Raw genomic sequence first — 25,852 nt, forward strand, 5'->3', positions numbered from 1 at the left:
TTGCTGAATTTCCTGCGGCACTCATGCCCGCCCGATACCTGGCCTATACCTGGCCGCAGGGATTCACATGGAAGCAATGCTCCCCGACTATCTGATCCGCGAACAGGCCGCCGTCGGCGCTTTGGTCGTTTTTGGCCTGATTCGCGTGATCGCTGCCGCCGTCGCGTGCACGCGCGGCTGGCGCATCCTCGTTGTCGAGCAGAGCCTGATCGGCGTTGCGGTGCTGTGGTGTGCGCCGCAACTCGTCGAGCTGATCGCTCACCCTTCGTCGGTGCTCGCACTCGCCGAACTCGAAGGCAGGGCTATCGGCTGCGCTATCGCCCTCTTCTTCTCGCCCATCCTCAGTCACCGGCTCGGCTACGAATGAGGCTGCGCTAACGCTCGAACGAAGGCGCACGTGCGATGCATGAACGCCTTCCTTGGTCCGACGTTTCAGCCCTGCAACACATAGCCCGGCACGCTGTGCGCAAGCACGGCCGCGACGATGAGCACCGCCATCATCACCAGCGCTTCGAGATGCAGCACATTGACGAAGCGGCGCGCCGCGACTGTCGATGCCGCACGGCGCAGTTCGGGCATGACCACGAGGCGGTTGAAGCCGCCCAGCAACATGGCCAGCACGACGAGCACGAGCTTGGCGATCAGCACGTGGCCCCATGTGGTCGTCACGAGCGCTTCGGGCGATCCGCCGGTGCCGCGCAGGGCATTGAACACGCCCGTCGCGAGCACCAGCCCCACCGCGAACAGCGCCACATTCGACACTTGCCCCGCCGTGCGGATCAGCACGCCGCGCGCCGTCGATGCGCCGAGCGCCGGCAGCACGGCCAGTCCGCCGGCCATCACGATGCCGCTCCATGCGCTCGCGCTGAGCACGTGCAGCGTCTGCACACCGAGCGCCGCCGAGGCGAAGCCGGCATCGGCGGCATGACCGAGTCCCGCGCGCCCGGCGGCCGTGGCGATGAGCGCGAGCCACAGTACGCCGTCACGCGCCGCACTGGCCGGCATCAGCGCCATGACGGCCACCACCAGCGCGCCCACGAATGCAATGCTCCACGCGTGGCCCACGTGCGTTTGCGCGAGCACGGTCGGCACGACGCCGAATGAGCCGGGCAGCGTCCCGCCGCTGATCGACGCGCTTTCGTACAACAGCCACATGACAAGCGCGAGCACCAGCACGAGCGAGCCCGCCCGCAACGATGTTTGCGCGCGCAGCCATGCGGGCCGCGCCGGCGCAACCGCGGTGCGGGCATCCTTCTCGAGCCATGCGCCATAGAGCGTCGAGCCCAGCGCGAATGCATAGGCGATGTTCACGAGGGCGGCCATCGCGACCTGTCCGATCCACAGCCAGTCAGCTTTCATCGGACCACGTCCTCCGGGCATTCACGACATATGGGGAGCGGTGCGAGCTCTGCGGCGCGCGGCTGCGGCATCGAGTAGGAAAGTGCAATTGGAGTCATCGAGACGAGTGGCAAGGAAACAACAAGAAAACAAGGTGAAGTCAACATCGACGTTGGCGAAACGAGGCACGCGCTCCGGTGGCGCGCGTGCATGCCGTTTCGAGACGTGCCTGCTTCGATAGCCACGGCGTCAATCGGTTCAACCGTGAACGATTCACGAACCAGCCACGAACCAGCCACGAATCAGCCGAGAACGACTGGCGAACACACTGTACGCATGCGCGGCACGCACCGATGCGCATGGCATGCAGTGAGGCGCAAGCAGGGTCAATCCCGAGTCGCGGATCGGCCAACAGGTGCAGAATCATAACCGGCGACGTTGCGACTCTCTGCCGCAATCGCGTTCGGGCAAGCCCGTGCAGGCGGGTCGATAGCGCGCGTGGCAAATAGTCACTATCAGGTCGCGATGATAGAATCTGCTGCGTCGCCGCAGCGCGCACGGTCTTCGGTTTTAAGCGCGCGCAGCCTACAAGCCGGGTCGTTCGAAGCCTGGTCAGGTCCACGATAAAGAATGGAGTCGCGCGTGTCCCCAAGACGTATCTCCAGACCGCTCAATACGCTCGCCGCGCCACTGTTGGCCGCCTTGCTGTTCGGCACGACCGGTATCTTCAGCGCAGCGTCCGCCCAGACCCCGCAGCCCAAAGCCCCCGACACGATTGCAGCGCGCGTGCAGGGCTGTACCGCATGCCACGGCACGCACGGCCAGGGGACCGACAACGATTACTTCCCGCGCCTCGCTGGCAAACCGGCGGAGTATCTGTACAACCAGCTGATGAATTTTCGCGAGGGTCGCCGCAAGTACCCTCCGATGAATTACCTGGTCACGTATCTCTCCGACGACTACCTGCACGAGATCGCGACGTATTTCTCGCAGCAGCGACCGCCCTACCCGCCGCCGTCGAAGTCGACGGTCTCCGAAAGCACGCTCAAGCGCGGCCGCGAGATCGTGCTGCATGGCGACCCGGCAAAGCAGGTGCCCGCGTGCGCGGCCTGCCACGGCGCGAAGCTCACCGGCATGGAGCCCGCGATTCCGGGCCTCGTCGGCCTGCATTCGGACTACATCAGCGCGCAGATCGGCGCCTGGCGTTCGGGCTCGCGCCACGCCAAAATGCCCGACTGCATGCATGAGATCGCCACGCGGCTCACCGACGACGACGTGAACTCGGTTGCAGCCTGGCTCTCGACGCAAAGCGCACCGCAAAATCCCGTGCCGGCACCAGCTGGCTCGTTGAAGACGCCGCTTGCATGCGGCAGCGAACCGCAATAGGCGCCGGGGGAGACAGCCATATGAACCGCAAGTCCCTGTTCGCACTTTCCGCAGTCGTCGTCACCGCCGCCGCCGCGCTCGTGCCCGTGCTGTGGACCGGCACCGACTATCTGCGCAATAGCTCGGCGCGTGCAGCCACGCCCGCCGATCAGTCCGAACTCATCAAGAAGGGCGAGCTGCTCGCCCGCGCCGGCGACTGCGTGGCCTGCCACACGGTGCGCGGCGGCAAGACCTTCGCGGGCGGCCTGCCGATGGCGACGCCGTTCGGCACGCTCTATACGCCGAACATCACACCCGACGACAAATACGGCATCGGCAAATGGACCGCCGACGACTTCTATCGCGCCATGCACACGGGCCGCTCGAAGGACGGCAGCCTGCTCTATCCGGCCTTCCCGTTCACGAGCTACACGAAGGTGACGCGCGCGGATTCAGACGCGATCTACGCATACCTGCGCTCGGTGGAGCCGGTGAGCGTGCCGAGCCGTCCGCACGAGCTCAAGTTCCCGTTCAACAACCGCAACCTGCTGATCGGCTGGCGCACGCTGTTCTTCCGTGAAGGCGAGTACAAAGCCGACCCCACCAAGTCGGTCGAATGGAACCGCGGCGCGTATCTGGTCGAAGGCCTCGGCCACTGCGCCATGTGCCACACGTCCATCAACATGATGGGCGGGCCGGTCAACTCGTCGGCGTTCGCGGGCGGCCTGATCCCGCTGCAGAACTGGTACGCGCCGTCGCTCACCTCTAGTGAAGGCGGCCTCGGCGACTGGGACATCAAGGAGATTTCGAGCCTTCTGAAAACCGGCGTCTCGGAACGCGGCGCGGTATTCGGTCCGATGGCGGACGTCGTCCATAACAGTCTGCAATATCTCTCCGACGAGGATATCCAGGCGATGGCGACCTACCTCAAGACGATTCCACAAAAGAAGGAAGCGCCTGAGAACATGCAGATGGAAACATCCGAAGCGTTCGGAGGCGAACTCTTACAGCAAGGTCAGAAGATCTACCATGACCAGTGTGCAAAGTGCCACGCGGAAAACGGCCTCGGCATGCCGCCGAACTTCCCGCCGCTCGCGAACAACCAGTCGATCCAGATGAAATCGGCGGTGAATCCGATCCGCATGGTGCTCAACGGCGGCTATCCGCCCAGCACACAGGGCAATGCACGCCCCTACGGCATGCCGCCGTTCGCGCAATCGCTGTCCAATCAGGAGGTGGCGGCGGTGGTGACGTTCATCCGCATGACGTGGGGCAACAAGGGCACGCCGGTGTCTCCGCAACAGGTGGCCGATCTGCGCTCCGCGCCGCTCGACTGACGTCAGCCTGCTATAGTGGCGTCTGCCTGATAAAGGGCGCAGCCGGCAAAACGCCGCCGGCTGCGCCCTTCGCTATTGTTAGGGCAAGAAGAACAAGGAGTAGCCGTCATGAACCCGGGTGAGCGTCTGAACAGCATTACGCACCTCGTTGGCGCGTTGCTGTCGGTCGCGGCGCTGGTTTCGCTCGTGACGCTCGGCGCGCTCGATCACGACGCGTACAAGGTCGTGAGCTTCGCCGTCTATGGCGCCATGTTGTGCGCGTTGTACACCGTTTCCACGCTGTATCACGGCGTGCGCGGGCCGCGCATCAAGGCCGTGCTGCAGAAGTGCGATCATGCCGCAATCTATCTGCTGATCGCGGGCAGCTATACTCCGTTCTCGCTTGTCACGCTGCGCGGGCCGTGGGGCTGGTCGCTGTTCGGCGTGAGCTGGGGGCTCGCCGTGTTCGGCATCGTGCAGGAACTCACGATCGGGCGCCGCACGCGCATGCTCTCGATGGTGCTGTACGTGATCATGGGCTGGCTCGCGCTGGTCGCAGCCGGGCCGCTCCTCGGCGCGCTGCCGACCGCTGGCACCGCGTGGTTGCTGGCAGGCGGCATCATCTATAGCGCCGGTATTTATTTTTTCGTCAACGACGAACGCATCCGGCACGGACATGGTATCTGGCATCTGTTCGTGCTCGCCGGGAGCGTCTGTCAATTCGTGAGCGTCGCGGCCTACGTCGCGTGATGCGCCACCGGCGCATTTACCCACCGCACCAGGGCACACGAAGCCCATGCGAAGACCATCGCGCGGCGGCCGCAGTGTCCGCGGCCGCGCGATGCAACTTTACGCCAGCAGGCGGGTCTGCATAGACCGTCGACACCCGGCGCGCGCACTGGCGCGCCGTCCGAATGAACGCGAGCGGGCGCAACCGCATCTCGCGCGCCGCGCCGTGCTGATACCTCGGCCAGCAGCGCCTTGCCGCTCGCGCCACCGCAATACAACAGGTCTTTATGTCTTTTGATTCCCTCGGCTTGTCCGAACCGCTGGTCCGCGCCGTCAACGAACTGGGCTACACCACGCCCACGCCTATCCAGTTGCAAGCCATTCCCGCCGTGCTGAACGGCGGCGACCTGCTCGCCGGCGCCCAGACCGGCACCGGCAAGACCGCTGGCTTCACGCTGCCCATCCTGCAGCGTCTGTCCGAGATGCCGCCTGCTGCGTCGGGCAAGCGCGTCGTGCGCGCGCTCATTCTCACGCCCACGCGCGAGCTAGCCGCCCAGGTCGAGGAAAGCGTGCGCGCCTACGGCAAGTATCTGAAGCTCAAGTCGACGGTGATGTTCGGCGGCGTGGGCATCAATCCGCAGATCGACGCGCTCAAGCGCGGCGTGGACATCGTGGTCGCAACACCTGGCCGCCTGCTCGATCACATGCAGCAGAAGACCATCGACCTCGCGCATCTCGAGATCCTCGTGCTCGACGAAGCCGACCGCATGCTCGACATGGGCTTCATCCACGACATCAAGCGCGTGCTTGCGAAACTGCCGCCCAAGCGCCAGAACCTGCTCTTCTCGGCCACCTTCGCCGACGAGATCAAGGCGCTCGCCGACAGCCTGCTCGACTCGCCCGCGCTCATCGAAGTCGCGCGCCGCAACACCACCGCGGAAACCGTCGCGCAGAAGATCTACCCCGTCGATCGCGACCGCAAGCGCGACCTGCTGACGCATCTGATCCGCCAGCACAACTGGTTCCAGGTGCTCGTGTTCACGCGCACCAAGCACGGCGCGAACCGCCTTGCCGAGCAACTCACGAAGGACGACATCAGCGCGCTCGCGATCCACGGCAACAAGAGCCAGTCGGCCCGCACGCGCGCCTTGAGCGAGTTCAAGGACGGCACGCTGCAGGTGCTCGTGGCGACCGACATCGCCGCGCGCGGCATCGACATTGACCAGTTGCCGCACGTGGTCAACTACGACCTGCCGAACGTGCCCGAGGACTACGTGCACCGCATCGGCCGCACCGGCCGCGCGGGTGCGACGGGTGAAGCGGTCTCACTCGTCTGCGTGGACGAGCACCAGCTTCTGAAGGACATCGAAAAGCTCATCAAGCGCGCGGTGCCGCAAGAGGTCATTGCGGGCTTCGAGCCGGACCCGAACGCGAAGCCCGAGCCGATCCTGCGCCGTGGCCAGCAGCAAGGTCGTGGGCAGCGTCAAGGGCAAGGCCAGGGGCGCGCTGCCTCGGGCAATGCAGGCAATGCCGCGGCGGCCAAGCCCGCACAGGGACGTGACGGACGTGATACGCGTGGCGGCAACCGCGAGGGTGGCCGCGACGGGAACCGTGCGCAAGCGGCCAATGGTGGTGGAAATCGCGCCAATGGCGGCAGCAATCATGGCGGCAACAGCAGTGGCAACGGCGGCGGCCAGCGCCCGGCCAAGCCCGCCGCGCCCAACGGCGTGCGCACGGCCAAGCCGGTGAAGCAGCAAAGCGCGAATCACGGCGCGCCGGGCAGCCGTGGCGAGCACACGCGCCGGGAAAGCCAGCGCGGTGTGTCGCACGAAAGCGCACTGGGCCGCCCGCAACGCAAGCCGCAATCGAATCCGGGCGCATTGCTCGGCGGCCGCCCGGGTGGAAGCTCGCGCCGCGACGGCAACGGCCAGCGCGACCGTTAATTGCCGTTAGTCGCCGCTAGTCGCTGAACGTACAAAGGCCCGCTGTTTAGCGGGCCTTTTGCATTTTCGACCTGACGTCAAGTCGGACAATCGCAAAGACAGCGCTTCAGCGGAAGAACACGTGCTGCGTGATCTTCGCGAGCGGGTAGTGCACGCCCGGCTGAATTTTCGCGGGAATATCGAGCGGCTTGAGCAGCATCTTCACGCACATGTCGGCGGAAAGATTGTGGCGCACGAGCTTGTTCACGCGCGCCGTCAGTTCGCGGTTGTAGGCGAGATCCTTCACGCGGTCGGGATAGCGAACCGCGAACACGTGACGCAAGGCGATCTCCGAGTCCTCGTTCTTGATCTCCATCACACGACGCATGAGCGCGCCGAGCACGGCGAGGCGCCCATGGCCTTCGACCTGGTTGTACTTCTTGAAGTAGCGGAAAAAGTGCTTGTAGTGGCGCACTTCGTCGCTGCGGATGTTGTCGGTGATTTCCTTGAGCACCGGCTCGTCCGAGCATTCGCCGATCGCTCGATAAAGCGTGGCCGTGCCCGTTTCCACCACGCAGCGCGCGACCATTTCCAGCGCGCGCGTGCGCTCGAACTCCTCGAACGAACAGGTCTTCGAATACTCGTCGATGAAGTTCCGGAACGCCGTGTCCCAGTCGAATTCGGGCCAGACATACTGGATGTAGGTCTTCAGCGCGCGGCCATGCTGAAGCTCCTCATGCTCCCACTCGGTGTTGAGCCACTCGGAGACCTCCGGATCGCCGTTGAAAAAGATGCTGAGGTTGCTCGTGTACAGGTCCGAACCGCTTTCAATGAACGACGACGCGCACAGCAGCAACAGCAGGTCTTCGTTGGCACGGGCACGCTGACAGTCGATCCGCGTGAGGTCGATATCTTCGATTCGCCAGGGCATCACGTGGCGAGGCTCAGTGTTGTTGCGCATTCTGTCTTGCTCCAAAGCGGCCCCTTTTCGCGCGGCGCGCCACCGGGTGGCAACCCGGTCTTGCGTTCCCGCCGCGTAGTGAAAGGCACCAACCGTGATTACTTCATCTTAGATGTTGTTCGCGAAGCTGCCGTCTGAGAGCACAGACCGCTCCCGCTTGCCGCAGTTCCAGGAAGAGTCGACTTGTAAGGCGCCTGGCAGCGCATCGTCATGTCATCATCTGGCGCTCATGCACGCGGCAGCAGTGGCATGGGAGCGCATCCGCGCGTCGGGCGCCCCTGCGCATGCGCAGCACGGCACCGCCGCACATTCCCGCGCTGCGGCAAGAACTTGAAGTGAAATCAAGGATCTGCGCGCACAGCGCGACCGCCGCGGCAGGCACGGAATGTCAAACAGAATATTTTCGGAGAGTGATTTGTACAACGCAGGGCGGTTGACTACACTCCAGTTCCCCGGCGCCGATCCGGGCTGGATGATGTTTGCGTTGTTTGTCGCTACTTTGCAGAACCGGTGACGCAGGACAGCAAACGGACCGCTCATCTGGCACCCGCGTCGGGCCGTTGCAGGCTTTCGCTCACACCCACCGCATGATTGTCGTCACGCCGCCCAGCGGGCCGCGATCGACGACCTCTGATGCGGCAACACGGAGAGAACGATGCTGAGTCCGCATGAATTCGCCACCCTGCTGCTAGTGAAGGACGCCCCCAACCAGATCGACATGGAACGCGAAGAACTGGACGCCCTCCTCGAACGACAGCTCGTCCAGTTGGAGCGCCTCGCCTCAGGTCTCCAGCAGTGGCGACTGACAGAAATCGGCGACTCCGCGTTGCGCGCCATCAAGCGATTTTCTTAGTGGATGGAACCGGCACGCGGCGCGCGCGCCGGCCGGCTTCCTTTCGCTGATGCTTTGCTAATTTCTCTCGACCTGCGCGGGCGCCGGAACCGTCCGCCAGCGAGATGTGTCGAGACCTTCCCCGATGCAGGCGCACGGCTGTAGACGTACGCCTGCAGTGCATGGTCACGCGGACCCGCGCGCTTCATGCCCGCGTGACCATTTTTTTCGCACCTGCTCTAACGAGAGATGTGCGGCTACGCCGCGCTCAGCCCCCGCGCAGCGTGGGATCGACCGATGCGCGCCATGACAGCGCCAAGGCGCGCTGCTCGTTGAGATACGCCACCCATTGATCGCGCGCCTGCGCGTTCGCGCCCGCACCGTGCGCGGCGTACTGCTGCACAAGACCGGCCTGGAAGCTGCAGAACTGCGCCTGCGGTAGCTTGCCGTGACGATTCGCCACCCAGGCGTCGTAGACAGCCGAATAGACGGCCGGCGTGTCGGCGCCGTAGTCGGCTTGCTGAGCGCCGCACATCTGCTGCAATTGGGCGAACGGCGGCGCGCTCCCGCCCAGGAGTCCCGGCGCGCCGGCGCATCCGGCACACCCAATGGCAAGCACCGCTGCACCAATCATTGCAAGTCCACGCATAGCCTTCCCCTCGTCTTTATTCGCCTGATGTCCCTGACTTCCGCCTGTTCTTGCGGCGTTCGATCACACCGGCTATTGTCGCATCGCGCGGCGCGCACCACATCCTGGCCGCGCAGGCCCTGCTTCACGGGAAAGCGAGGGTCGCCGCAGCCGTGGGCCGGCCCGCGCAAAAGCACGTATCATGACGTTTTCAACCTTCCCGCCTTGCCCGGCCACGCGCGCTGCATCTGGCCCGGCCGCCCAGCTCTTCCGCCCTTTCGTCTTGCGCATGATCGACCATCTCATCTGCGACTGCGACGGCGTACTCGTCGACAGCGAAGTCATCGCCGACCACGTCCTCTTCGATACGCTCAGCCGCACCTTTCCCGGCATCGACTTCCGCGCCGCCGTGGCCACGGCGTTCGGCCAGCAGACCTCGCGCTTTCTCGCCGACGTCGCGGCGCGCTTCGATCTCACGCTGCCCGAGCATTTTCTCGAAACGATCGAACACAACTGCGAAATCGCCATCGCCGAATCGGTGAGCCCGATCAACGGCGTGCGCGACGCGCTGCGCCAGCTCACGCTGCCGGCCGCCGTCGTGTCGAACAGCCGGCTCACGCGCGTGCACGCGTCGGTGCGGCGCGCCGGGCTCGATGCGATCTTCGGCGAGCGCATCTTCAGCGCCGAGCAGGTCGAGCGGCCCAAGCCTTACCCGGACGTTTATCTGCACGCGGCGCTCGCGCTCGGCGTGGAACCGGAGCGCTGCCTCGTCGTCGAGGACAGCCTCTCGGGCCTGAACGCCGCGCGCGCGGCCGGCATGAAGACGATCGCGTTCGTCGGCGCGAGCCATATTCCGTCGGGCTATGCCGACGTGCTGCGTGAGATGGGCATCACGCGCATCATGAAGCATATGGATGAGCTGCCTGAGCTAGTCGAGGCAGGCGTGCGCGGGGAATTCGGCGATCAACAGTCGTAGTTGCTCGCCTGAGCGCAAGCGCGTAACGCGGCGCACGCGCACAAAACGACAAACGGCGTGTGAGCCATCAGGCCCACACGCCGTTTTCACTACCGAATCTGGATCGACGATGACCCAGGCGCCTTACGCAGGCTCGGCGCAGCGCTCGCGCGCCAGCGCAAGCGATTCGCGGAACGCCACCAGTTCGGCGATCGTCAGCATCGGCAGGTTGTGCCGCTTCGCAAAATCATCGACCTGCTGGCCGCGCGCCATCGTGCCGTCCGGGTTCATCAGCTCGCACAGCACGCCGGCGGGCGCGAGGCCCGCGAGCGCGGCCAGATCGACGGTGCCTTCGGTGTGGCCGCGGCGCGCCAGCACGCCGCCCGGCTGCGCGCGCAGCGGAAACACGTGGCCAGGGCGCACGATGTCGGCGGGCTGAGCATTCGGGGCGATGGCGGCGCGGATCGTCGTCACGCGGTCGGCGGCGGACACGCCCGTGCTCACGCCATCGCGCGCCTCGATCGACACCGTGAACGCGGTGCGGTTGCGGCTCTCGTTGTGCGCGACCATGGGCGGCAGCTCGAGCGCGCGCACTTTCTCGTCGGACAGGCACAGGCACACGATGCCGCTGCATTCGCGGATGAAAAGCGCCATCGTCTCCGGGGTGAGGCGCTCGGCGGCCAGCACCAGATCGGCTTCGTCTTCGCGGTCGTGGTCGTCCTGGAGCACGACCGGACGGCCTTCGCGCATGGCTTGCAGCGCGGCGGCAATGCGCGGCGGCACCGGTTCGGTGTCGAGCAGGGGAAGATCTTCGATGGCGTCGAGCGGCAGCTCGACCGATACAGCATTGCGGGTAAAGGACATGTGAAACGCTCCTCGCAAGAGTTGGGCGAAAAACGTTTCAGGGCATTGCAAACAGACAGGAATTCCCGGCGCACGGCATCAGGCGCGCGTGCCGGAGCGCGACGCCGGAACGTCGCGCGCGAGGCCCGCGCGGACAGACAAGCCGCGGCGGTTGGGCAAACATGACCATCTGCACATCTTCTTCCATCCGGACTATGACCGTCGGCCCTGGCATCGCACCAGATCTGCTGACCCCGCGCGAAAGGCTTCGCGCAGGCGCTCGCGGGCTCGTCGGCCTTGCCTTTCGGCGCGGCCGGCATACCGCCGGTGGGGAATTTCACCCCGCCCTGAAGACGCACTGATTGCCGGTTGAACCGGCTGGCAAAGGATACAGCAGAGTGCGCCGTTGTGCAGCGCGGTAAAACCAGTAGACAAGCGCCGCGCGATATCGCCCTTATATCGGCTGCACAGACGCAGCCGGCCGGGTGTCCCCGGCGTTCCGGATCTCGCCCGCCAGCGGCACGGCCCAGCGCGGCGGCGTTTCGGCGTTGAGCGTCACGCGAAAGACGCGCGCCTCGGTGTCGCCGGGGTTGCGCAGGCTGTGCGGCTGATCCGCATCGAAGACGATCGCATCGCCTGTCGCGAGCAGTTGGCGCCGGTCATGCACGCTCACCTCGAGCGTGCCTTCGCTCACCACGAGGTTCACCGTCGTGCCCGGCGCGCGGCGCGTGCCCGGCTCGGTATGCAGCGGCGCGATGCGCAGTTCGTGAAATTCGGCGGCAGCAGGACCGTCCTCGGGATAGAGCGCGCGCGCCGAGTAGCGGCCATCGGCGCTCACACGACGCGACGCGCGGTCGGCGGGCAGGTGCTCGAACCCGCTCACCGCATGCCGCCGCAGGAACGCCGACACCGAGACCTTGAGCGCCGCCGCCACCTTGCAGAGAACCTTGATCGACGGCACGCTGCGCGCGGACTCCACCTGCGCGAGCATCGCGCGCGAAACGCCCGAGGCGCGAGCGAGCGCGTCGAGCGAGAACTGGCGCTCTGCGCGCAGCCGCGCGAGGTTCACGCCGACGAGATATTCGAGCGTGTCGAAAGCGCCATCGACACGCGCGGCAGCACCAGATTGCGCCGATGGAAGGTCAGCCAGGGACCGCGCATTGGTGTCGCCGGCGATTCGATCCGCGCGAAAGTCGGCAATGGAAGGATCGTCAGCGAGACGATTCGCACTCCGATGCGTAACGAGACGATCGGTGCGATCAGCACGATCGGCCTGCGCGTCCCTCACGAACGCGAGCGTTGAATGCATGGCATGCCTCCGAAGCGCGCCGCCAGGCGGCGCAAGAGCTTGAACGGAGGCCAGACTAGCATCGCGTCCGGCCACGCCCAACGAAGTTATCTTCACACCGATATCAGCATTGCGGAGTGCGGTTTCGGGAATGCTTTTGCCCTCCGGCGATATGCGTGCGCGCCCTATCCCGACAACGCATGAGGCTATAATGGTGGATTACGCTGAAAGCACCTGAAAGCACGATTTGCACCGCGAATTGGCGGCAAAAATACGCAAAAGCACGTGAATCGGCACGCGAATCGCGCCTACTGAGATGTGCCACGGCCCAGGCGGCCCGGCCACCTGTTCAGCCCCTTTATCACCGTAGTCCCGAAGTGCACGAGTGCATCAACCGGACGACGCCCCCAGGTAAACCACTGCGAACGGCGACCCCGATGACCAAGAAAGTTTATGTAAAGACCTTTGGCTGCCAGATGAACGAGTACGACTCCGACAAAATGGTCGACGTGCTCGGCGCCGCTGAAGGCCTCGTCAAAACCGACACGCCCGAAGATGCGGACGTGATTCTCTTCAACACCTGCTCGGTGCGCGAAAAGGCCCAGGAGAAGGTGTTCTCCGACCTCGGCCGCGTACGCGAGTTGAAGGAAGCGAACCCGAACCTGCTGATCGGCGTGGGCGGCTGCGTGGCAAGCCAGGAAGGCGCGGCCATCGTGCAGCGCGCGCCGTACGTGGACCTCGTGTTCGGTCCGCAAACCCTGCACCGCCTGCCGCAGATGATCGACGCGCGCCGCGCCTCGGGCCGCGCGCAGGTCGACATCTCGTTCCCCGAAATCGAGAAGTTCGACCATCTGCCGCCCGCGCGCGTGGAAGGCCCGAGCGCGTTCGTCTCGATCATGGAAGGCTGCTCGAAGTACTGCAGCTACTGCGTCGTGCCGTACACGCGCGGCGAAGAAGTCTCGCGCCCGCTCGACGACGTGCTGACCGAAATCGCCGGCCTCGCCGACCAGGGCGTGCGCGAAGTCACGCTGCTCGGCCAGAACGTCAATGCCTACCGGGGCGCGCTCACGCAAGGTGCGCACGACATCGCCGACTTCGCCACGCTGATCGAATACGTCGCCGACATTCCCGGCATCGAGCGCATCCGCTACACCACCTCGCACCCGAAGGAATTCACGCAGCGCCTGATCGACGCCTACGCGAAGGTGCCCAAGCTCGTGAGCCATCTGCATCTGCCGGTGCAGCACGGCTCGGACCGCGTGCTCATGGCGATGAAGCGCGGCTACACGGTGCTCGAATACAAGTCGGTCATCCGCAAGCTGCGCGCGATTCGTCCGGACCTGTCGCTCTCCACGGACATCATCGTGGGCTTCCCCGGCGAGACCGAAGACGACTTCGAGAAGACCATGGCGCTCGTGGAAGAGATGAAGTACGACACGAGCTTCTCGTTCATCTACAGCCCGCGCCCGGGCACGCCCGCCGCGAATCTGCACGACGATACGCCGCGCGAAGTCAAGTTGAAGCGCCTCCAGCATCTGCAAGCCACGATCGAAGAGAACGTGCAGCGCATCAGCCAATCGATGGTCGGCCGGGTCGAGCGCATTCTCGTGGAAGGTCCGTCGCGCAAAGACCCTAGCGAACTCTCGGGCCGCACCGAGAACAACCGCGTCGTCAACTTCCCGGCGCCGCTTGCCTCGCACGCGCGCCTGATCGGCCAGATGATCGACGTGAAGATCAACCACGCCTATCCGCACTCGCTGCGCGGCGAACTCGTGCTCGCGCACGAGGACACTTCGGCGCTCCCGCATTGAGCGGCGCCTGAACGGAGTTCACTGATACCTTGAAGCCCAATCAGCAGCATCTGGAATTCAACGCGCCGCGCGACGACAATGCGCGGCTCGCGAACCTCTGCGGCCCGCTCGACGAAAACCTGCGGCAGATCGAGCAGGCGCTCGACGTGACTCTCGCGCGGCGCGGCCATCGCATCTCGATTCGCGGTCGCGGCGCGAAACTCGCGCTCGCCGCGCTCGAAAACTTCTACAACCGGGCGCGCGACCCGCTCTCCGTCGACGACATCCAGCTCGCGCTGGTCGAGGCGCGCCATCCTGCCAACGATGCGCGCGCGAGCGGCAACGGCGGCATGCGGGCGAACGGCATCAACGACGCAGCCGAAATCGACCCGCGTTTCCGTGGCGACCCCGATCACCCATTCGACGAGCCCGCGCGCGATGACGTCGATGTCGAGGAGCTCGGCCCGAAGCTCTACACGCGACGCGCCGACCTGCGCGGCCGCACGCCGGCACAGCGCGAGTACCTCAAGCAGATCATCTCGCACGACGTGACCTTCGGCGTCGGGCCGGCGGGCACCGGCAAGACCTATCTCGCGGTGGCCTGCGCCGTGGACGCGCTCGAGCGCGATCAAGTCAAGCGCATCGTGCTCACGCGCCCCGCCGTGGAAGCCGGCGAGCGCCTCGGCTTCCTGCCGGGCGATCTCGCACAGAAGGTGGACCCGTATCTGCGCCCGTTGTACGACGCGCTTTACGACCTGCTCGGCTTCGACAAGACCGCGAAGATGTTCGAGCGCCAGATGATCGAAATCGCGCCGCTCGCGTACATGCGCGGACGCACGCTCAATCACGCGTTCATCATCCTCGACGAGGCGCAGAACACCACGCCCGAGCAGATGAAGATGTTCCTGACGCGTATCGGCTTCGGCTCGAAGGCCGTCGTGACCGGCGACACCACCCAGGTGGACCTGCCGCGCGGCCACAAGAGCGGGTTGATCGAAGCGCAGCAGGTGCTCGCCAACGTGCGCGGCATCGCGCTCACGCGCTTCACGAGCGCGGACGTCGTGCGCCATCCGCTCGTCGCGCGTATCGTCGAGGCTTATGACGCGCATTCGAAGAAGGATGAAAGCGGCGGCGACGCGCGCTGATGCGCGGGATCGAGTCCGAATTTGAGCCGATAAAGAAACACGCACTCATGGCCCGCGCACCGAAACTCAAACTGAACGTGCAGTTCCCCGCCGCGAAGGCGTTTCCCGAGCACAAAGCCGCGCTGCCACGGGCCACCGTGGCGGCGTGGATAAAGGCCGCGCTATTCGCCGACGCCGAACTGACCGTGCGCTTCGTCGACGCCGAGGAAGGCCGCACGCTCAACCGCACGTATCGCGGCAAGGACTACGCAACCAACGTCCTCACGTTCGCCTACGCCGAAAGCGAGGAAGATCCCGTGACGGGCGACCTGATCCTCTGCTGCCCGGTGGTGGAGAAGGAAGCCGCCGAACAGGGCAAGCCGCTTTCGTCGCACTACGCGCACCTGCTCGTGCACGGCACGCTGCACGCGCAAGGCTACGATCACGAGGACGACGCGGAAGCCGAGGAGATGGAGGGCATCGAAACCGAAGTGCTCAACTCGCTCGGCTTTCCCGATCCGTACAAGTAAGGCCACACGCCCCCCCTTTGGCCCGAGCCCGTCAGACATGAACGACAAGCGCGCGAACGATTCCAGTGTTGTTGCCGAACTGCTGGTTGAGGGAGCGCCCTCTGGCGGAGCGCAAGGGCCCTGCCCCGTCTATCCGCCGTCGCTAGGCGAGTCGCGCCTGCTTAGCGAAGACGAACTGCACGCATCGCTCGACCATACGCTCCAGCAATGGGACCGCATGAGCGACATCTGGCTGTTCGGCTATGGCTCGCTAATCTGGAACCCGGGCCTGCCAACCGTCGAAAACGTGCGCTCGCGCGTGCACGGCTACCATCGCGGGCTGTATCTATGGTCGCGCGTGAATCGCGGCACGCCCGAGCAGCCAGGCCTCGTGCTCGCGCTCGATCGTGGCGGCTCGTGCGCCGGCGTGGCGTTCCGCCTGGCCGCCGACGGCGTCATGCCGCATCTGGAAGCGCTGTGGCGCCGCGAAATGCCGATGGGTTCGTACCGACCGGCCTGGCTGCCCTGCTCCCTCTCCGATGGCCGGCGCGTCGCGGCGCTCGCCTTCGTCATGCGCCGCGATGTGCCCACCTACACGGGCAAGCTCGGCGAAGACACGGTGCGCCAGGTGTTCGGCTGCGCGTCGGGCCGCTACGGTACGACGCTCGACTACGTGCGGCGCACCGTCGAGGCCCTGCGCGAGAGCGGCATGCCCGACCGGGCGCTGGAGCGGTTGCTCGCGCGCTGCGCATAGATAAACCGGACAGACTCGGCCGACTCGCGGCGCACCCGGCAGTCCTTAGTTCGTAGGCAGGATGCCCTGCTTGACCTCTTCCTTGGTCGCCTGCATCGAGTAATTTTTCACCACGCCGCTGTCATCAAAGAACACGACAAGCTCCTTCTTGTCGACGTCAGCACCCGACGTAAGCATGTTGACGACCGGCACGAAGTTGATCGCTTTCGCCGTCGAACGCGTATAGCGGTAACGCCACAACTCATTGCCGCTGTCCGTGAACGACGTCTCGGTGGGATCGCCGAATGCGGCCCGAATATCGTCCTTCGTACTCTTGCCACGCGTGATTTTGGTGCTCACCGTCGAGGCACTTTCGTCCTTCAGTTGCTGGACGCCCTGGCTGGCACACCCGCCCAGCACGCCAGCACACAAGACGGACACCACGAAAATTCTTTTGATCGCCACGACTTCACCCCGTATGGAATTGTCTGTTTAATGAAAGTTGCGGCAGTAATGTAAAGTCGTCTCGGAACGCACTCGGTGCAGGAATTTGGGGCTGGCTGGCAACCGTGACACATGACAACGCCATCAGCCAATTCGCCCTCGTCCGATTGAAATCTGGATGAATGCCTGATCACATCACGGCCCACGGGCGCTGCCGGGCACCACGATCCAGGGTAGCATTGATTTGCGCGAGCGCGGCATGAGAGCGCCACACGCATGCTGTATCCTTTCCTATCCGCAACAGCGCGCCCAGCCATCAAGAGGCCCAGGGCGCACCACCATGAACGACTCTTATCCCAGTCGACGACAAACCGGCAAACCTCAGGAAAAGCGCTCCCTGCTCGAGCGGCTGACCGACTTCATCTCGCCCGAACCCGATTCGCGCAGCGAGCTTCTCGAAATCCTCCAGGACGCGCACGAGCGCAATCTGATCGACGCGGATTCGCTTTCGATGATCGAAGGCGTGTTCCAGGTGTCCGAACTCTGCGCGCGCGACATCATGGTGCCGCGCGCGCAGATGGACGCGATCAATATCGCCGAGAGCCCCGACGAATTCATCCCCTTCGTGCTGGACAAGGCGCACTCGCGTTATCCGGTCTACGAAGGCAACCGCGACAACGTGATCGGCGTGCTGCTCGCGAAAGATCTGCTGCGCTACTACGCGGAAGAAGAGTTCGACGTGCGCGGCATGCTGCGCCCGGCCGTGTTCATCCCCGAGTCCAAGCGCCTGAATGTGCTGCTGCACGACTTTCGCCAGAACCGCAATCACATCGCCATCGTGGTGGACGAATACGGCGGCGTGGCCGGCCTCATCACGATCGAGGACGTGCTCGAGCAGATCGTCGGCGACATCGAGGACGAATACGACTTCGACGAGGAAAGCGGCAACATCATCGCCTCGCCCGACGGGCGCTTCCGCGTGCGCGCGCTCACCGAAATCGAGCAGTTCAACGAGACGTTCGGCACCCATTTCTCGGACGAGGAAGTCGACACCATCGGCGGGTTCGTCACGAATCACTTCGGACACGTGCCGCATCGCGGCGAAAAGGTCCGCATCGACGACCTGATCTTCGAGGTGCTGCGCGCCGACGCCCGCCAGGTGCACATGCTGCTAGTGCGCCGCGATCCGCTCGCGGGCCAGCGCGAATCCGCGTTGCAGCCGCAGGGCACTTGAGGCTCAACGCGTGCACGCTTTGAACGACGCCGGCCTGCGGGCCGGCGTTGTGCTTTTTAAACCGGCGCAGTGCGATCGAACCCCAAACCTCACCACCCAACTCGCCCCCGGCGCCACACGATGCCGACGCGTGAAGATGCTATCGTTGCGCTCGCTGCGCACACGACGTGCGCAGCTAACGTTTTGCAACCCGCGCCCCGCGCGCTCCTGCAGTCGGACTGCAGCGCCCAAGCACACCCATGGCTGAACCGATCGATTCCCGCACGCGCGACAGCGCGCGCGCCGCAGACACCTCCATCGCCGCGCGACGCGCGCTGCCCGCCTGGCATTACGTAGCCGCCGCCGCGCTTGGCGCGCTCAACACGTTCTCGTTCGCGCCCACGCCACACGGCGGCTGGCTTGAAATCGCGATCCTCGCGGGCTTTTACTTCTGGCTCACGCGCACCACGGGCTGGAAAAGCGCGCTCTTCACCGGCTGGGCGTTCGGCTTCGGCAACTTCGTGAGCGGCGTCTGGTGGCTCTACGTGAGCATGCACTTCTATGGCGGCATGCCCGCCGCGCTCGCAGGCGCGGCGCTCGTGCTCTTCTCGCTCTACCTCGGGCTCTATCCGGCGCTCGCCGCGCTGGTCTGGTCGTTTTGCGCGGGACACGCAAAGAACGGACGCACCCTGCCGTTTTCGCCGACTTGGCATGGCGCGTTTGCCTTCGCGAGCGCATGGGCACTCGGCGAATGGGCGCGCGGTTATGTCTTCACCGGCTTTCCATGGCTTTCGAGCGGCTACGCGCAGGTGGACGGGCCGTTCGCCGGATTCGCGCCGATCGTCGGCGTCTATGGCGTGGGCTGGGTGCTCGCGCTCGTCGCGGCGCTTGTCGTGCAGGCGCTTGTGAACGTGTGCAAGGCGCGGCCCGACGCGCTCGCGGAGCCCGCGGGCGGCGGCGCGGCGCGCGGCGCCACCGGCTCAGTGGCCACGCCGGTCATCGCCACCGTTGCCGTGATCGCCGCAGGCCTGCTGCTGCCGCTAGTCAACTGGACGCACCCCGAAAACACCCCGCTGAACGTGCGCCTGCTGCAAGGCAACGTGAAGCAGGAAATGAAGTTCTCCGAATCCGGCCTTGATGAATCACTCGCCGAATTCCAGCGGCTCATCACCGAAAAGCCCGCCGACCTCGTCATCACGCCCGAGACTGCGATTCCGGTGCTGCTGCAGGAAATGCCCGAAAAATTCGGCCGCGATATCCGCGCGTTCGCCGACGGCACCGGCACCGCGATCCTGTTCGGCGCCGTGGGCGGCACGATCACGCCGGACCGGCGCGTAGTCGACTACACCAACAGCCTGTTCGGCATCACGCCCGGCCAGAACGGCCTGTACCGCTACGACAAGCATCACCTCGTGCCCTTCGGCGAATTCGTGCCGTGGGGCTTCCACTGGTTCGTGAACCTCATGAACATCCCGCTCGGCGACTTCGCGCGCGGCGCCCCCGTGCAGCCGCCGTTCCTCGTGCACAACCAGCCCGTCGCCGTCGACATCTGCTACGAAGACATCTTCGGCGAGGAAATCGCGCGCACCGTGCGCGAGAATCCGACCTCGCCGGGCATCCTCATCAACTCGACGAACCTCGCGTGGTTCGGCGACACCATAGCGCTCGACCAGCATCTGCAAATCGCGCGCATGCGCTCGCTCGAAACCGGCCGGCCGATGCTGCGCGCGACCAATACGGGCGCCACCGCCGCCATCGATGCGCACGGCAACGTAATCGCGCGCTTGCCCGCCTTCACCGTGGGCTCGCTCGACGTGCGCGTGGAAGGCACCCAGGGCTTCACGCCCTACGTGAGAAGCGGCAACAACACGGTGATCGCCGTGTCGCTGGTGTTGCTCGCGTTCGGCTTCGCATTCGGGCCGGCCCGGCCCAGTCGCAAGAAGGCTTGATGCGCCAAAATGCGTCCCGAACCCCGCGCCGGTCTCAACGCTGCGCCAATCCGGTAAAATTCAAGGTTTCAGCACCGGGCCGCCCCTCCTGACCGGGGGCCGGGACCGCGACACGCAAGGAACGCCCGCCACGCGCGGCATGCCACGCGCGGCCACACCCGGCCGCGCGTGGCGGACCTTGCCGCCGCGGCCCACGCCGTTCGCCCTAAAAGACACTGCAGGCACACATGCTCACGTTTCAGCAAATCATCCTGACGCTCCAGTCTTACTGGGACAAGCAGGGCTGCGCGCTGCTCCAGCCGATCGACATGGAAGTCGGCGCCGGCACCTCGCACGTCCACACCTTCCTGCGCGCAATCGGCCCCGAGCCGTGGCGCGCGGCCTACGTGCAGCCGTCGCGCCGCCCGAAGGACGGCCGCTACGGCGAGAACCCGAACCGCCTGCAGCACTACTACCAGTACCAGGTGGTGCTCAAGCCCGCGCCGGAAAACATCCTCGACCTGTACCTCGGCTCGCTCGAAGCGCTCGGCTTCGACCTGAAGCAGAACGACGTGCGCTTCGTCGAGGACGACTGGGAGAACCCCACGCTCGGCGCGTGGGGCCTCGGCTGGGAAGTCTGGCTCAACGGCATGGAAGTCACGCAGTTCACGTACTTCCAGCAAGTGGGCGGCATCGACTGCAAGCCGGTGCTTGGCGAAATCACCTACGGCCTCGAACGTCTCGCGATGTACCTGCAAAAAGTCGAGAACGTCTACGACCTGATCTGGACCGAGTGGGAAGAGGAAGGCCCGAACGGCCCCGAACTGCGCCGCCTCACCTACGGCGACGTCTACCACCAGAACGAAGTCGAGCAATCGACCTACAACTTCGAGCACGCGAACGTCGACCTGCTGTTCACGTTCTTCAACGCGTACGAAAGCGAAGCGAAGCGCATGATCGAGCTCCAGCTCGCACTGCCCGCGTACGAACTCGTGCTCAAGGCCGGTCACACGTTCAACCTGCTCGACGCGCGCGGCGCGATCTCCGTGACGGAGCGCGCGGCGTATATCGGCCGCATTCGCGCGCTTTCGCGCAGCGTCGCGCAGTCGTACTACGAATCGCGCGAGAAGCTTGGCTTCCCGATGCTCGGCAATCCGGTGCACGGCGTACCGGGCTTGACCACCGACGAACAGGATGCCGCGATGCCCGCCTGGGCGCCGCCGCTGAAGGTCGAACGCAAGTTCGACGAGGCATGACCGGATCTCCAGAACAATGACGCAAGCTCATCACGCCACCCTCCTCGTCGAACTGCTGACCGAGGAACTGCCGCCGAAGGCCCTCGCGCGCCTCGGCGACACATTCGCCGAAGGCATCGCGCAGCGCCTCGCCGCGCGCGACCTGATCGAAGGCGACCTCTCGTTCGAACGCTACGCCACGCCGCGCCGTCTCGCCGTGACGATCAAGAACGTGCGCAACGTCGCGCCCGAAAAGCAGGTGCGCGAAAAAGTGCTGCCGGTTTCGGTCGCGCTCGACGCCAACGGCCAGCCCACCGCGCCGCTCGCGAAAAAGCTCGCCGCGCTCGGCTTTGCCGACTTCCCGGTTAGCGACCTCGAACGCGCGAGCGACGGCAAGAACGAAGCGTTCTTCCTGCGCTACTCGGCGCCGGGCGCCACGCTCGCCGACGGCCTGCAGGCCGTGCTCGACGAAACACTCGGCAAGCTGCCGATCCCGAAGGTCATGACGTACCAGCGGCCCGACGGCAGCAACGTGCAGTTCGTGCGTCCGGTGCACCGCCTCACGGTGCTGCACGGCGAGCAGATCGTGCCGGTCACCGCGTTCGGCATCGACGCGGGCGACACCACGCGCGGCCACCGCTTCCTCTCGCACGGCAACGTCGCGATCACGCGCGCCGACGACTACGCACACACGCTGCAGCACAAGGGCCGTGTGATCGCGAGCTACGCGGACCGCCGCGAATCCATCCGCGAACAGCTCATCGAGCAAGCCGGCGACGACAAGGTCGTCATGCCCGACGCGCTGCTCGACGAGGTGAATTCGCTCGTCGAATGGCCCGTCGTGTACGCGTGCAAGTTCGAGGACGAATTCCTGCAAGTGCCGCAGGAATGCCTGATCCTCACGATGCAGACGAACCAGAAGTACTTCGCGCTCACCGACGCCGCAGGCCGCCTGCGCTCGCGCTTCCTGATCGTCTCGAACATCGAGACCGAAACGCCGGGCGAAATCGTCGAAGGCAACGAGCGCGTCGTGCGCCCGCGACTCGCCGACGCCAAGTTCTTCTTCGAGCAGGACAAGAAGAAGCCGCTGGCCGACCGCGTACCGCTGCTCGCGAACGTGGTCTATCACAACAAGCTCGGCTCGACGCTGCAGCGCGTGCAGCGCCTCGAAGCACTCGCGGGCGCCATCGCCATGATGTGCGGCGCGAACATCGCGCTCGCCGAACGCGGCGCGCGCCTCGCCAAGGCCGACCTGTTGACCGACATGGTGGGCGAGTTCCCCGAGCTGCAAGGCACGATGGGCACCTACTACGCGCGCCACGACGGCGAGGCCGAAGAAGTGGCGCTCGCGTGCTCCGAGCACTACCAGCCGCGCTTCTCCGGCGACGCGCTGCCGGGCACGGTCACGGGCACCATCGTCGCGCTCGCGGACAAGCTCGAAACGCTCGTGGGCATCTGGGGCATCGGCCTCGCGCCGACCGGCGAGAAGGATCCGTTCGCGCTGCGCCGCCACGCGCTGGGCGTGCTGCGCATTCTCGTCGAGAAGCAACTGCCGCTCGACCTCGTCGAACTGCTGCGCACGACCTACTCGCAATTCGCGGGCATCGAAGCAGTAGCGGAATCGACCCAAGCAATCTACGAATTCAGCATGGACCGCCTGCGCGGCATGCTGCGCGAACGCGGCTACGCGGCGCAGGAAATCGACGCGGTGCTCGCGATGAACCCCACGCGCCTCGACGACATCGTCGCGCGCCTCGACGCCGTGCGCGAATTCGCGGCGCTCGAGGAAGCGGCCTCGCTCGCGGCGGCCAACAAGCGCATCTCGAACATTCTCAAGAAGTCCGAAGGCGCCGTGGACGCGAACGTGCAGAGCACGCTCTTCGTGGAAAGCGCGGAAAAAGCACTCTTCGCGCAGCTCGAACAAGTCGCGCCGCGCGTGCAGACGCAACTGGCCGCGCGCGAGTACACGGGCGCGCTCACGGCGCTTGCCGCACTGCGCGAAACCGTCGACACGTTCTTTAACGACGTGATGGTGAATGCCGAAGACCCCGCGCTGCGTGCCAACCGCCTCGCGCTGCTCAAGGCATTGCATCGCCAGATGAACAGCGTTGCCGACATCTCGCGCCTCGCGGCGTGACGGCGTCGTGACACTCTACTGAGCGACGCCATGCCGACCAGCAACAGCCGCAAACTCGTGATCCTCGACCGCGACGGCGTGATCAACGTCGACTCTGACGCGTTCATCAAGTCCGTGGACGAATGGATCGCGCTGCCGGGCAGTCTCGAAGCGATCGCCCGCCTGAACCAGGCGGGCTACCGCGTCGCCGTTGCGACGAACCAGTCCGGCATCGGCCGGGGCCTGTTCGACACGACGGCGCTCAACGAGATGCACGCGAAGATGCAACGCCAGGCCGCCGCCGTGGGCGGACGCGTCGACGCCGTATTCTTCTGCCCGCACACCGCGCAGGACCATTGCGACTGCCGCAAGCCCAAGCCCGGCATGCTCAAGATGATCGCCGAGCGCTTCGAGATCGTTCCTGCGGATACGCCCGTGGTGGGCGATTCGCTGCGCGACCTCCAGGCCGGCGCGGTGCTCGGCTTTCCCACGCACCTCGTGCTCACAGGCAAGGGCAAGAAAACACTCGCAACGGGCGGCCTGCCCGACGGCACGAAAGTGCACGACGACCTGCGCGCGTTCGTGCTCGACTTCCTCGCGAACGAGCCGGCTTAACCCGGCACTGTCGCCCTGCCCCCGAACGGTCCAACCGATACCGATGCGCTTCATCCGCTCCCTGCTGCTGCTGATCTACCTGGTCGGCTACACGATCCCCTACGCGATTGCGTGCTTCATCGCGTTCCCGCTCATGAACGCCGAGCGACGCTACTGGATGGCCGCCGGCTGGTGCCGCTCGACGCTGTTCGTCGCGCGCTGGCTCAATGGCATCCAATACCGCATCGAGGGCATGGAGAACCTGCCCGACGGCCCAGCCGTGCTGCTCTCGAAGCACCAGTCGGCTTGGGAAACGCTCGCGTTTCCCGCGCTGATGCCGCGTCCGATGTGCTACGTGTTCAAGCGCGAACTGCTGTATGTGCCGTTCTTCGGCTGGGCGCTGGGCATGCTGAAGATGGTTCATATCGACCGCAAGGAAGGCAAATACGCGTTCGCGTCCGTGACGCGCCAGGGCAAGGCCCGTATGGCCGAAGGCGCATGGGTCATCATGTTCCCGGAAGGCACGCGCACGCCGGTGGGCAAGCAAGGCAAGTACAAGACCGGCGGCGCGCGCTTTGCGATCTCAGCGGGCGCGCCCGTCGTGCCGATCGCGCACAACGCAGGACGTGTCTGGCCCCGCAACTCGTTCCTCAAATATGCGGGTATAGTCACGGTGTCGATCGGCAAGCCGATCGACACAACCGGGCTCACGCCCGACCAGTTGAATACACGCGTGGAGCAATGGATCGAAGCCGAAATGCGACGCATCGATCCTGACGCGTATCGCGAAACGGATAGCGCATCGGTGGACGCCGCGCGGACTTGATGCTCCGGCGGCCAGGCGGCTACCCACCCCACGCCCGCTGCGTTTTCCACACTCGTCATACGCCACGCACGCAATTCCGCACCCAGCCTGACGATGCAGAAGTCACCCACGCCGCGCCCTTTAGCGGCGCTCGATAACGGGCAACTCGATTTGCCGCTCTTTGCCGAGCCGGCGCCCGTTGTCGCTCCCTTCCCGGCATCGCCCTTCCACACAGCACCTTCCACACCGTCGCCATTCAAGTCGCCCAAGGGGCCGCTTGCGCCGGATGGCACACGCGTGCGAACGCTCGAAATGGGCGCGCGCACCTTGCACTATCGGCTCAAGCGGTCGTCGCGAAAATCGATTGGATTTGCCATCGATGGAAGCGGGCTCACGATCACTGCGCCCCGATGGGTGACGATTGCCGATATCGAAACGGCTATCGCCGAAAAGCAGCGCTGGATCTTTGCGAAGCTGATCGAGTGGCAAACGCGCGTGGAACAGCGTGCGCTGCCGCGCGTGGAATGGGGCGATGGGGCGGAGTTGCCTTATCTCGGGAAGCCGATGAGCGTGCGCCTTGGAGCTTCGCTGCTGGCTTTTGACGAGGATACGCGCGTGCTGGCGCTGCCGCTGCCGCTTCATGCGGATGCGCAGCAGATCAAGGATCGGGTGACCGGGTGGCTACAGGGCGAGGCGACGCGTATTTTTGGTGCGCGGCTTGGGGTTTATGCGGCCAGGCTTGGGGTTACGTTTCGGTCCTATGCGCTTTCGTCAGCAATGACGCGCTGGGGGAGTTGCTCGAGCGAAGGAAGAATCCGGCTCAACTGGCGGCTGATTCATTTTCCGCTTTCGGTTGTCGATTACGTCGTCGCGCATGAGCTTGCGCATTTGCGCGAGATGAATCACAGTCCGCGGTTCTGGCAGACTGTGGAGTCTATCTTTCCTGAGTTCCGTGAAGCCAGGAAGCAGCTCAAGCAACATCCGCCGGAGATGGTGCCGGGGATGTGAGGGGGCAAAGTCAATCGTGACGATTACAGATTCTTGCTGGGACGCCCACGGCAATTGAATTCGCTGGACCTATCCGGCATTTTGTGGGCGAGGCATATCATGAGAGGTAAAAATCATGGATATGCCGATGAAGAAGAAACGTACGGTGGCGTCTCAGGCAGCGGCCCGAGGGCCGC

The 25,852-nt window shown here is 65.1% G+C and carries 24 protein-coding genes and 1 riboswitch; of the genes, 18 read left to right on the plus strand and 6 right to left on the minus strand.

Translation table 11 applies throughout. From position 1 onward, the window contains the following. The first annotated feature begins 67 nt into the window (after positions 1 to 67). Positions 68 to 367 carry a hypothetical protein gene (locus HV773_RS22265; protein WP_129562778.1) on the plus strand — a complete coding sequence of 100 codons (300 nt, stop codon included), beginning with the start codon at positions 68 to 70 and terminating at the stop codon, positions 365 to 367. Between the two features lie 65 nt (positions 368 to 432). Here HV773_RS22265 and HV773_RS22270 read toward each other — a convergent pair whose 3' ends face one another. Beyond that, positions 433 to 1,359, minus strand: a complete 927-nt coding sequence (locus tag HV773_RS22270) for a copper resistance D family protein (protein ID WP_129562779.1) — start codon at positions 1,357 to 1,359, stop codon at positions 433 to 435. A 609-nt stretch (positions 1,360 to 1,968) separates the two neighbouring features. On the opposite strand from HV773_RS22270, the gene HV773_RS22275 reads away from it, so the two are divergent. The 4 genes from HV773_RS22275 (at position 1,969) to HV773_RS22290 (ending at position 6,691) form a co-directional block, all read left to right on the plus strand. Further along, the gene (locus tag HV773_RS22275; protein ID WP_129562780.1) at positions 1,969 to 2,724 is read left to right on the plus strand and encodes a c-type cytochrome; all 756 of its coding nucleotides are present in this window, start codon (positions 1,969 to 1,971) and stop codon (positions 2,722 to 2,724) included. 20 nt (positions 2,725 to 2,744) lie between these two features. After that, positions 2,745 to 4,040 carry a cytochrome c gene (locus HV773_RS22280; RefSeq protein ID WP_129562781.1) on the plus strand — a complete coding sequence of 432 codons (1,296 nt, stop codon included), beginning with the start codon at positions 2,745 to 2,747 and terminating at the stop codon, positions 4,038 to 4,040. A gap of 108 nt (positions 4,041 to 4,148) precedes the next feature. Beyond that, positions 4,149 to 4,769 carry a PAQR family membrane homeostasis protein TrhA gene (gene trhA / locus HV773_RS22285; RefSeq protein ID WP_129562782.1) on the plus strand — a complete coding sequence of 207 codons (621 nt, stop codon included), beginning with the start codon at positions 4,149 to 4,151 and terminating at the stop codon, positions 4,767 to 4,769. A gap of 266 nt (positions 4,770 to 5,035) precedes the next feature. Next, on the plus strand, positions 5,036 to 6,691 hold the full coding sequence (locus HV773_RS22290; RefSeq protein WP_129562783.1) for a DEAD/DEAH box helicase: 1,656 nt from the start codon (positions 5,036 to 5,038) through the stop codon (positions 6,689 to 6,691). Positions 6,692 to 6,797: 106 nt separating this feature from the next. Here HV773_RS22290 and HV773_RS22295 read toward each other — a convergent pair whose 3' ends face one another. After that, the gene (locus HV773_RS22295; RefSeq protein WP_129563395.1) at positions 6,798 to 7,601 is read right to left on the minus strand and encodes a ferritin-like domain-containing protein; all 804 of its coding nucleotides are present in this window, start codon (positions 7,599 to 7,601) and stop codon (positions 6,798 to 6,800) included. A 685-nt stretch (positions 7,602 to 8,286) separates the two neighbouring features. On the opposite strand from HV773_RS22295, the gene HV773_RS22300 reads away from it, so the two are divergent. Continuing rightward, a complete protein-coding gene (locus HV773_RS22300) occupies positions 8,287 to 8,484 on the plus strand; it encodes a hypothetical protein (protein WP_028217863.1) in 198 nt (65 codons plus the stop codon). Between the two features lie 247 nt (positions 8,485 to 8,731). Here the strand turns inward: HV773_RS22300 and HV773_RS22305 are convergent, their stop codons facing one another. After that, entirely contained in the window at positions 8,732 to 9,112 is a 381-nt protein-coding gene (locus HV773_RS22305; protein WP_129562785.1) for a hypothetical protein, read from the minus strand. 268 nt (positions 9,113 to 9,380) lie between these two features. Between HV773_RS22305 and HV773_RS22310 the strand changes: the two genes are divergently transcribed. After that, positions 9,381 to 10,067 (plus strand): HAD family hydrolase, encoded by a 687-nt coding sequence (locus HV773_RS22310; RefSeq protein ID WP_129563396.1) that lies wholly within the window; start codon positions 9,381 to 9,383, stop codon positions 10,065 to 10,067. A 123-nt stretch (positions 10,068 to 10,190) separates the two neighbouring features. Here the strand turns inward: HV773_RS22310 and ribB are convergent, their stop codons facing one another. Further along, the gene (ribB, locus tag HV773_RS22315) at positions 10,191 to 10,910 is read right to left on the minus strand and encodes a 3,4-dihydroxy-2-butanone-4-phosphate synthase (RefSeq protein WP_129562786.1); all 720 of its coding nucleotides are present in this window, start codon (positions 10,908 to 10,910) and stop codon (positions 10,191 to 10,193) included. A gap of 171 nt (positions 10,911 to 11,081) precedes the next feature. Further along, positions 11,082 to 11,248: riboswitch (FMN riboswitch) on the minus strand. Positions 11,249 to 11,343: 95 nt separating this feature from the next. Continuing rightward, positions 11,344 to 12,198 carry a helix-turn-helix domain-containing protein gene (locus HV773_RS22320; RefSeq protein WP_129562787.1) on the minus strand — a complete coding sequence of 285 codons (855 nt, stop codon included), beginning with the start codon at positions 12,196 to 12,198 and terminating at the stop codon, positions 11,344 to 11,346. A gap of 416 nt (positions 12,199 to 12,614) precedes the next feature. Between HV773_RS22320 and miaB the strand changes: the two genes are divergently transcribed. The 4 genes from miaB to HV773_RS22340 are packed head-to-tail and all read left to right on the plus strand — an operon-like array spanning position 12,615 to position 16,354. Continuing rightward, complete coding sequence (gene miaB / locus HV773_RS22325; RefSeq protein WP_129562788.1) at positions 12,615 to 13,988, plus strand: tRNA (N6-isopentenyl adenosine(37)-C2)-methylthiotransferase MiaB; 1,374 nt, start codon at positions 12,615 to 12,617, stop codon at positions 13,986 to 13,988. A 29-nt stretch (positions 13,989 to 14,017) separates the two neighbouring features. After that, positions 14,018 to 15,112: a PhoH family protein gene (locus HV773_RS22330; protein WP_129562789.1), complete on the plus strand. Its 1,095-nt coding sequence runs from the start codon at positions 14,018 to 14,020 to the stop codon at positions 15,110 to 15,112. A gap of 47 nt (positions 15,113 to 15,159) precedes the next feature. Next, positions 15,160 to 15,621 (plus strand): rRNA maturation RNase YbeY, encoded by a 462-nt coding sequence (ybeY, locus tag HV773_RS22335; protein WP_129562790.1) that lies wholly within the window; start codon positions 15,160 to 15,162, stop codon positions 15,619 to 15,621. Positions 15,622 to 15,658: 37 nt separating this feature from the next. Then, positions 15,659 to 16,354 carry a gamma-glutamylcyclotransferase gene (locus HV773_RS22340; RefSeq protein WP_129562791.1) on the plus strand — a complete coding sequence of 232 codons (696 nt, stop codon included), beginning with the start codon at positions 15,659 to 15,661 and terminating at the stop codon, positions 16,352 to 16,354. A 45-nt stretch (positions 16,355 to 16,399) separates the two neighbouring features. Here HV773_RS22340 and bamE read toward each other — a convergent pair whose 3' ends face one another. After that, a complete protein-coding gene (gene bamE, locus HV773_RS22345) occupies positions 16,400 to 16,798 on the minus strand; it encodes an outer membrane protein assembly factor BamE domain-containing protein (protein WP_160113461.1) in 399 nt (132 codons plus the stop codon). A 319-nt stretch (positions 16,799 to 17,117) separates the two neighbouring features. Here bamE and HV773_RS22350 point away from each other — a divergent pair, with 319 nt between their 5' ends. The 7 genes from HV773_RS22350 (at position 17,118) to HV773_RS22380 (ending at position 25,676) form a co-directional block, all read left to right on the plus strand. Further along, on the plus strand, positions 17,118 to 18,011 hold the full coding sequence (locus HV773_RS22350) for a CorC family transporter (protein ID WP_129562793.1): 894 nt from the start codon (positions 17,118 to 17,120) through the stop codon (positions 18,009 to 18,011). Positions 18,012 to 18,250: 239 nt separating this feature from the next. Then, the gene (gene lnt, locus HV773_RS22355) at positions 18,251 to 19,939 is read left to right on the plus strand and encodes an apolipoprotein N-acyltransferase (RefSeq protein ID WP_129562794.1); all 1,689 of its coding nucleotides are present in this window, start codon (positions 18,251 to 18,253) and stop codon (positions 19,937 to 19,939) included. Positions 19,940 to 20,166: 227 nt separating this feature from the next. Continuing rightward, on the plus strand, positions 20,167 to 21,174 hold the full coding sequence (gene glyQ / locus HV773_RS22360; RefSeq protein WP_084225857.1) for a glycine--tRNA ligase subunit alpha: 1,008 nt from the start codon (positions 20,167 to 20,169) through the stop codon (positions 21,172 to 21,174). Between the two features lie 16 nt (positions 21,175 to 21,190). Beyond that, the gene (gene glyS, locus HV773_RS22365; protein WP_129562795.1) at positions 21,191 to 23,290 is read left to right on the plus strand and encodes a glycine--tRNA ligase subunit beta; all 2,100 of its coding nucleotides are present in this window, start codon (positions 21,191 to 21,193) and stop codon (positions 23,288 to 23,290) included. A gap of 30 nt (positions 23,291 to 23,320) precedes the next feature. Continuing rightward, positions 23,321 to 23,884: a D-glycero-beta-D-manno-heptose 1,7-bisphosphate 7-phosphatase gene (gene gmhB / locus HV773_RS22370; protein ID WP_129562796.1), complete on the plus strand. Its 564-nt coding sequence runs from the start codon at positions 23,321 to 23,323 to the stop codon at positions 23,882 to 23,884. Positions 23,885 to 23,927: 43 nt separating this feature from the next. Next, positions 23,928 to 24,689, plus strand: a complete 762-nt coding sequence (locus HV773_RS22375) for a lysophospholipid acyltransferase family protein (protein WP_129562797.1) — start codon at positions 23,928 to 23,930, stop codon at positions 24,687 to 24,689. Positions 24,690 to 24,782: 93 nt separating this feature from the next. Further along, the gene (locus HV773_RS22380; RefSeq protein WP_129562798.1) at positions 24,783 to 25,676 is read left to right on the plus strand and encodes a M48 family metallopeptidase; all 894 of its coding nucleotides are present in this window, start codon (positions 24,783 to 24,785) and stop codon (positions 25,674 to 25,676) included. Positions 25,677 to 25,852: the final 176 nt, after the last annotated feature.

The organism is Paraburkholderia caffeinitolerans (assembly GCF_902859945.1).
Classification (GTDB): Bacteria; Pseudomonadota; Gammaproteobacteria; order Burkholderiales; family Burkholderiaceae; genus Paraburkholderia; species Paraburkholderia caffeinitolerans.

Bases quoted from the DNA above. Each gene is read 5' to 3' on its own strand.
- glyS (WP_129562795.1), top strand. From the start codon at position 21,191: ATGACGCAAGCTCATCACGCCACCCTCCTCGTCGAACTGCTGACCGAG.
- HV773_RS22320 (WP_129562787.1), bottom strand. From the start codon at position 12,198: ATGCATTCAACGCTCGCGTTCGTGAGGGACGCGCAGGCCGATCGTGCT.
- glyQ (WP_084225857.1), top strand. From the start codon at position 20,167: ATGCTCACGTTTCAGCAAATCATCCTGACGCTCCAGTCTTACTGGGAC.
- HV773_RS22275 (WP_129562780.1), top strand. From the start codon at position 1,969: ATGGAGTCGCGCGTGTCCCCAAGACGTATCTCCAGACCGCTCAATACG.
- HV773_RS22375 (WP_129562797.1), top strand. From the start codon at position 23,928: ATGCGCTTCATCCGCTCCCTGCTGCTGCTGATCTACCTGGTCGGCTAC.
- HV773_RS22280 (WP_129562781.1), top strand. From the start codon at position 2,745: ATGAACCGCAAGTCCCTGTTCGCACTTTCCGCAGTCGTCGTCACCGCC.
- gmhB (WP_129562796.1), top strand. From the start codon at position 23,321: ATGCCGACCAGCAACAGCCGCAAACTCGTGATCCTCGACCGCGACGGC.
- HV773_RS22350 (WP_129562793.1), top strand. From the start codon at position 17,118: ATGAACGACTCTTATCCCAGTCGACGACAAACCGGCAAACCTCAGGAA.
- HV773_RS22295 (WP_129563395.1), bottom strand. From the start codon at position 7,601: ATGCCCTGGCGAATCGAAGATATCGACCTCACGCGGATCGACTGTCAG.
- HV773_RS22310 (WP_129563396.1), top strand. From the start codon at position 9,381: ATGATCGACCATCTCATCTGCGACTGCGACGGCGTACTCGTCGACAGC.
- miaB (WP_129562788.1), top strand. From the start codon at position 12,615: ATGACCAAGAAAGTTTATGTAAAGACCTTTGGCTGCCAGATGAACGAG.
- HV773_RS22305 (WP_129562785.1), bottom strand. From the start codon at position 9,112: ATGCGTGGACTTGCAATGATTGGTGCAGCGGTGCTTGCCATTGGGTGT.
- trhA (WP_129562782.1), top strand. From the start codon at position 4,149: ATGAACCCGGGTGAGCGTCTGAACAGCATTACGCACCTCGTTGGCGCG.
- HV773_RS22290 (WP_129562783.1), top strand. From the start codon at position 5,036: ATGTCTTTTGATTCCCTCGGCTTGTCCGAACCGCTGGTCCGCGCCGTC.
- HV773_RS22380 (WP_129562798.1), top strand. From the start codon at position 24,783: ATGCAGAAGTCACCCACGCCGCGCCCTTTAGCGGCGCTCGATAACGGG.
- ybeY (WP_129562790.1), top strand. From the start codon at position 15,160: ATGGCCCGCGCACCGAAACTCAAACTGAACGTGCAGTTCCCCGCCGCG.
- HV773_RS22300 (WP_028217863.1), top strand. From the start codon at position 8,287: ATGCTGAGTCCGCATGAATTCGCCACCCTGCTGCTAGTGAAGGACGCC.
- lnt (WP_129562794.1), top strand. From the start codon at position 18,251: ATGGCTGAACCGATCGATTCCCGCACGCGCGACAGCGCGCGCGCCGCA.
- HV773_RS22340 (WP_129562791.1), top strand. From the start codon at position 15,659: ATGAACGACAAGCGCGCGAACGATTCCAGTGTTGTTGCCGAACTGCTG.
- HV773_RS22265 (WP_129562778.1), top strand. From the start codon at position 68: ATGGAAGCAATGCTCCCCGACTATCTGATCCGCGAACAGGCCGCCGTC.
- HV773_RS22270 (WP_129562779.1), bottom strand. From the start codon at position 1,359: ATGAAAGCTGACTGGCTGTGGATCGGACAGGTCGCGATGGCCGCCCTC.
- ribB (WP_129562786.1), bottom strand. From the start codon at position 10,910: ATGTCCTTTACCCGCAATGCTGTATCGGTCGAGCTGCCGCTCGACGCC.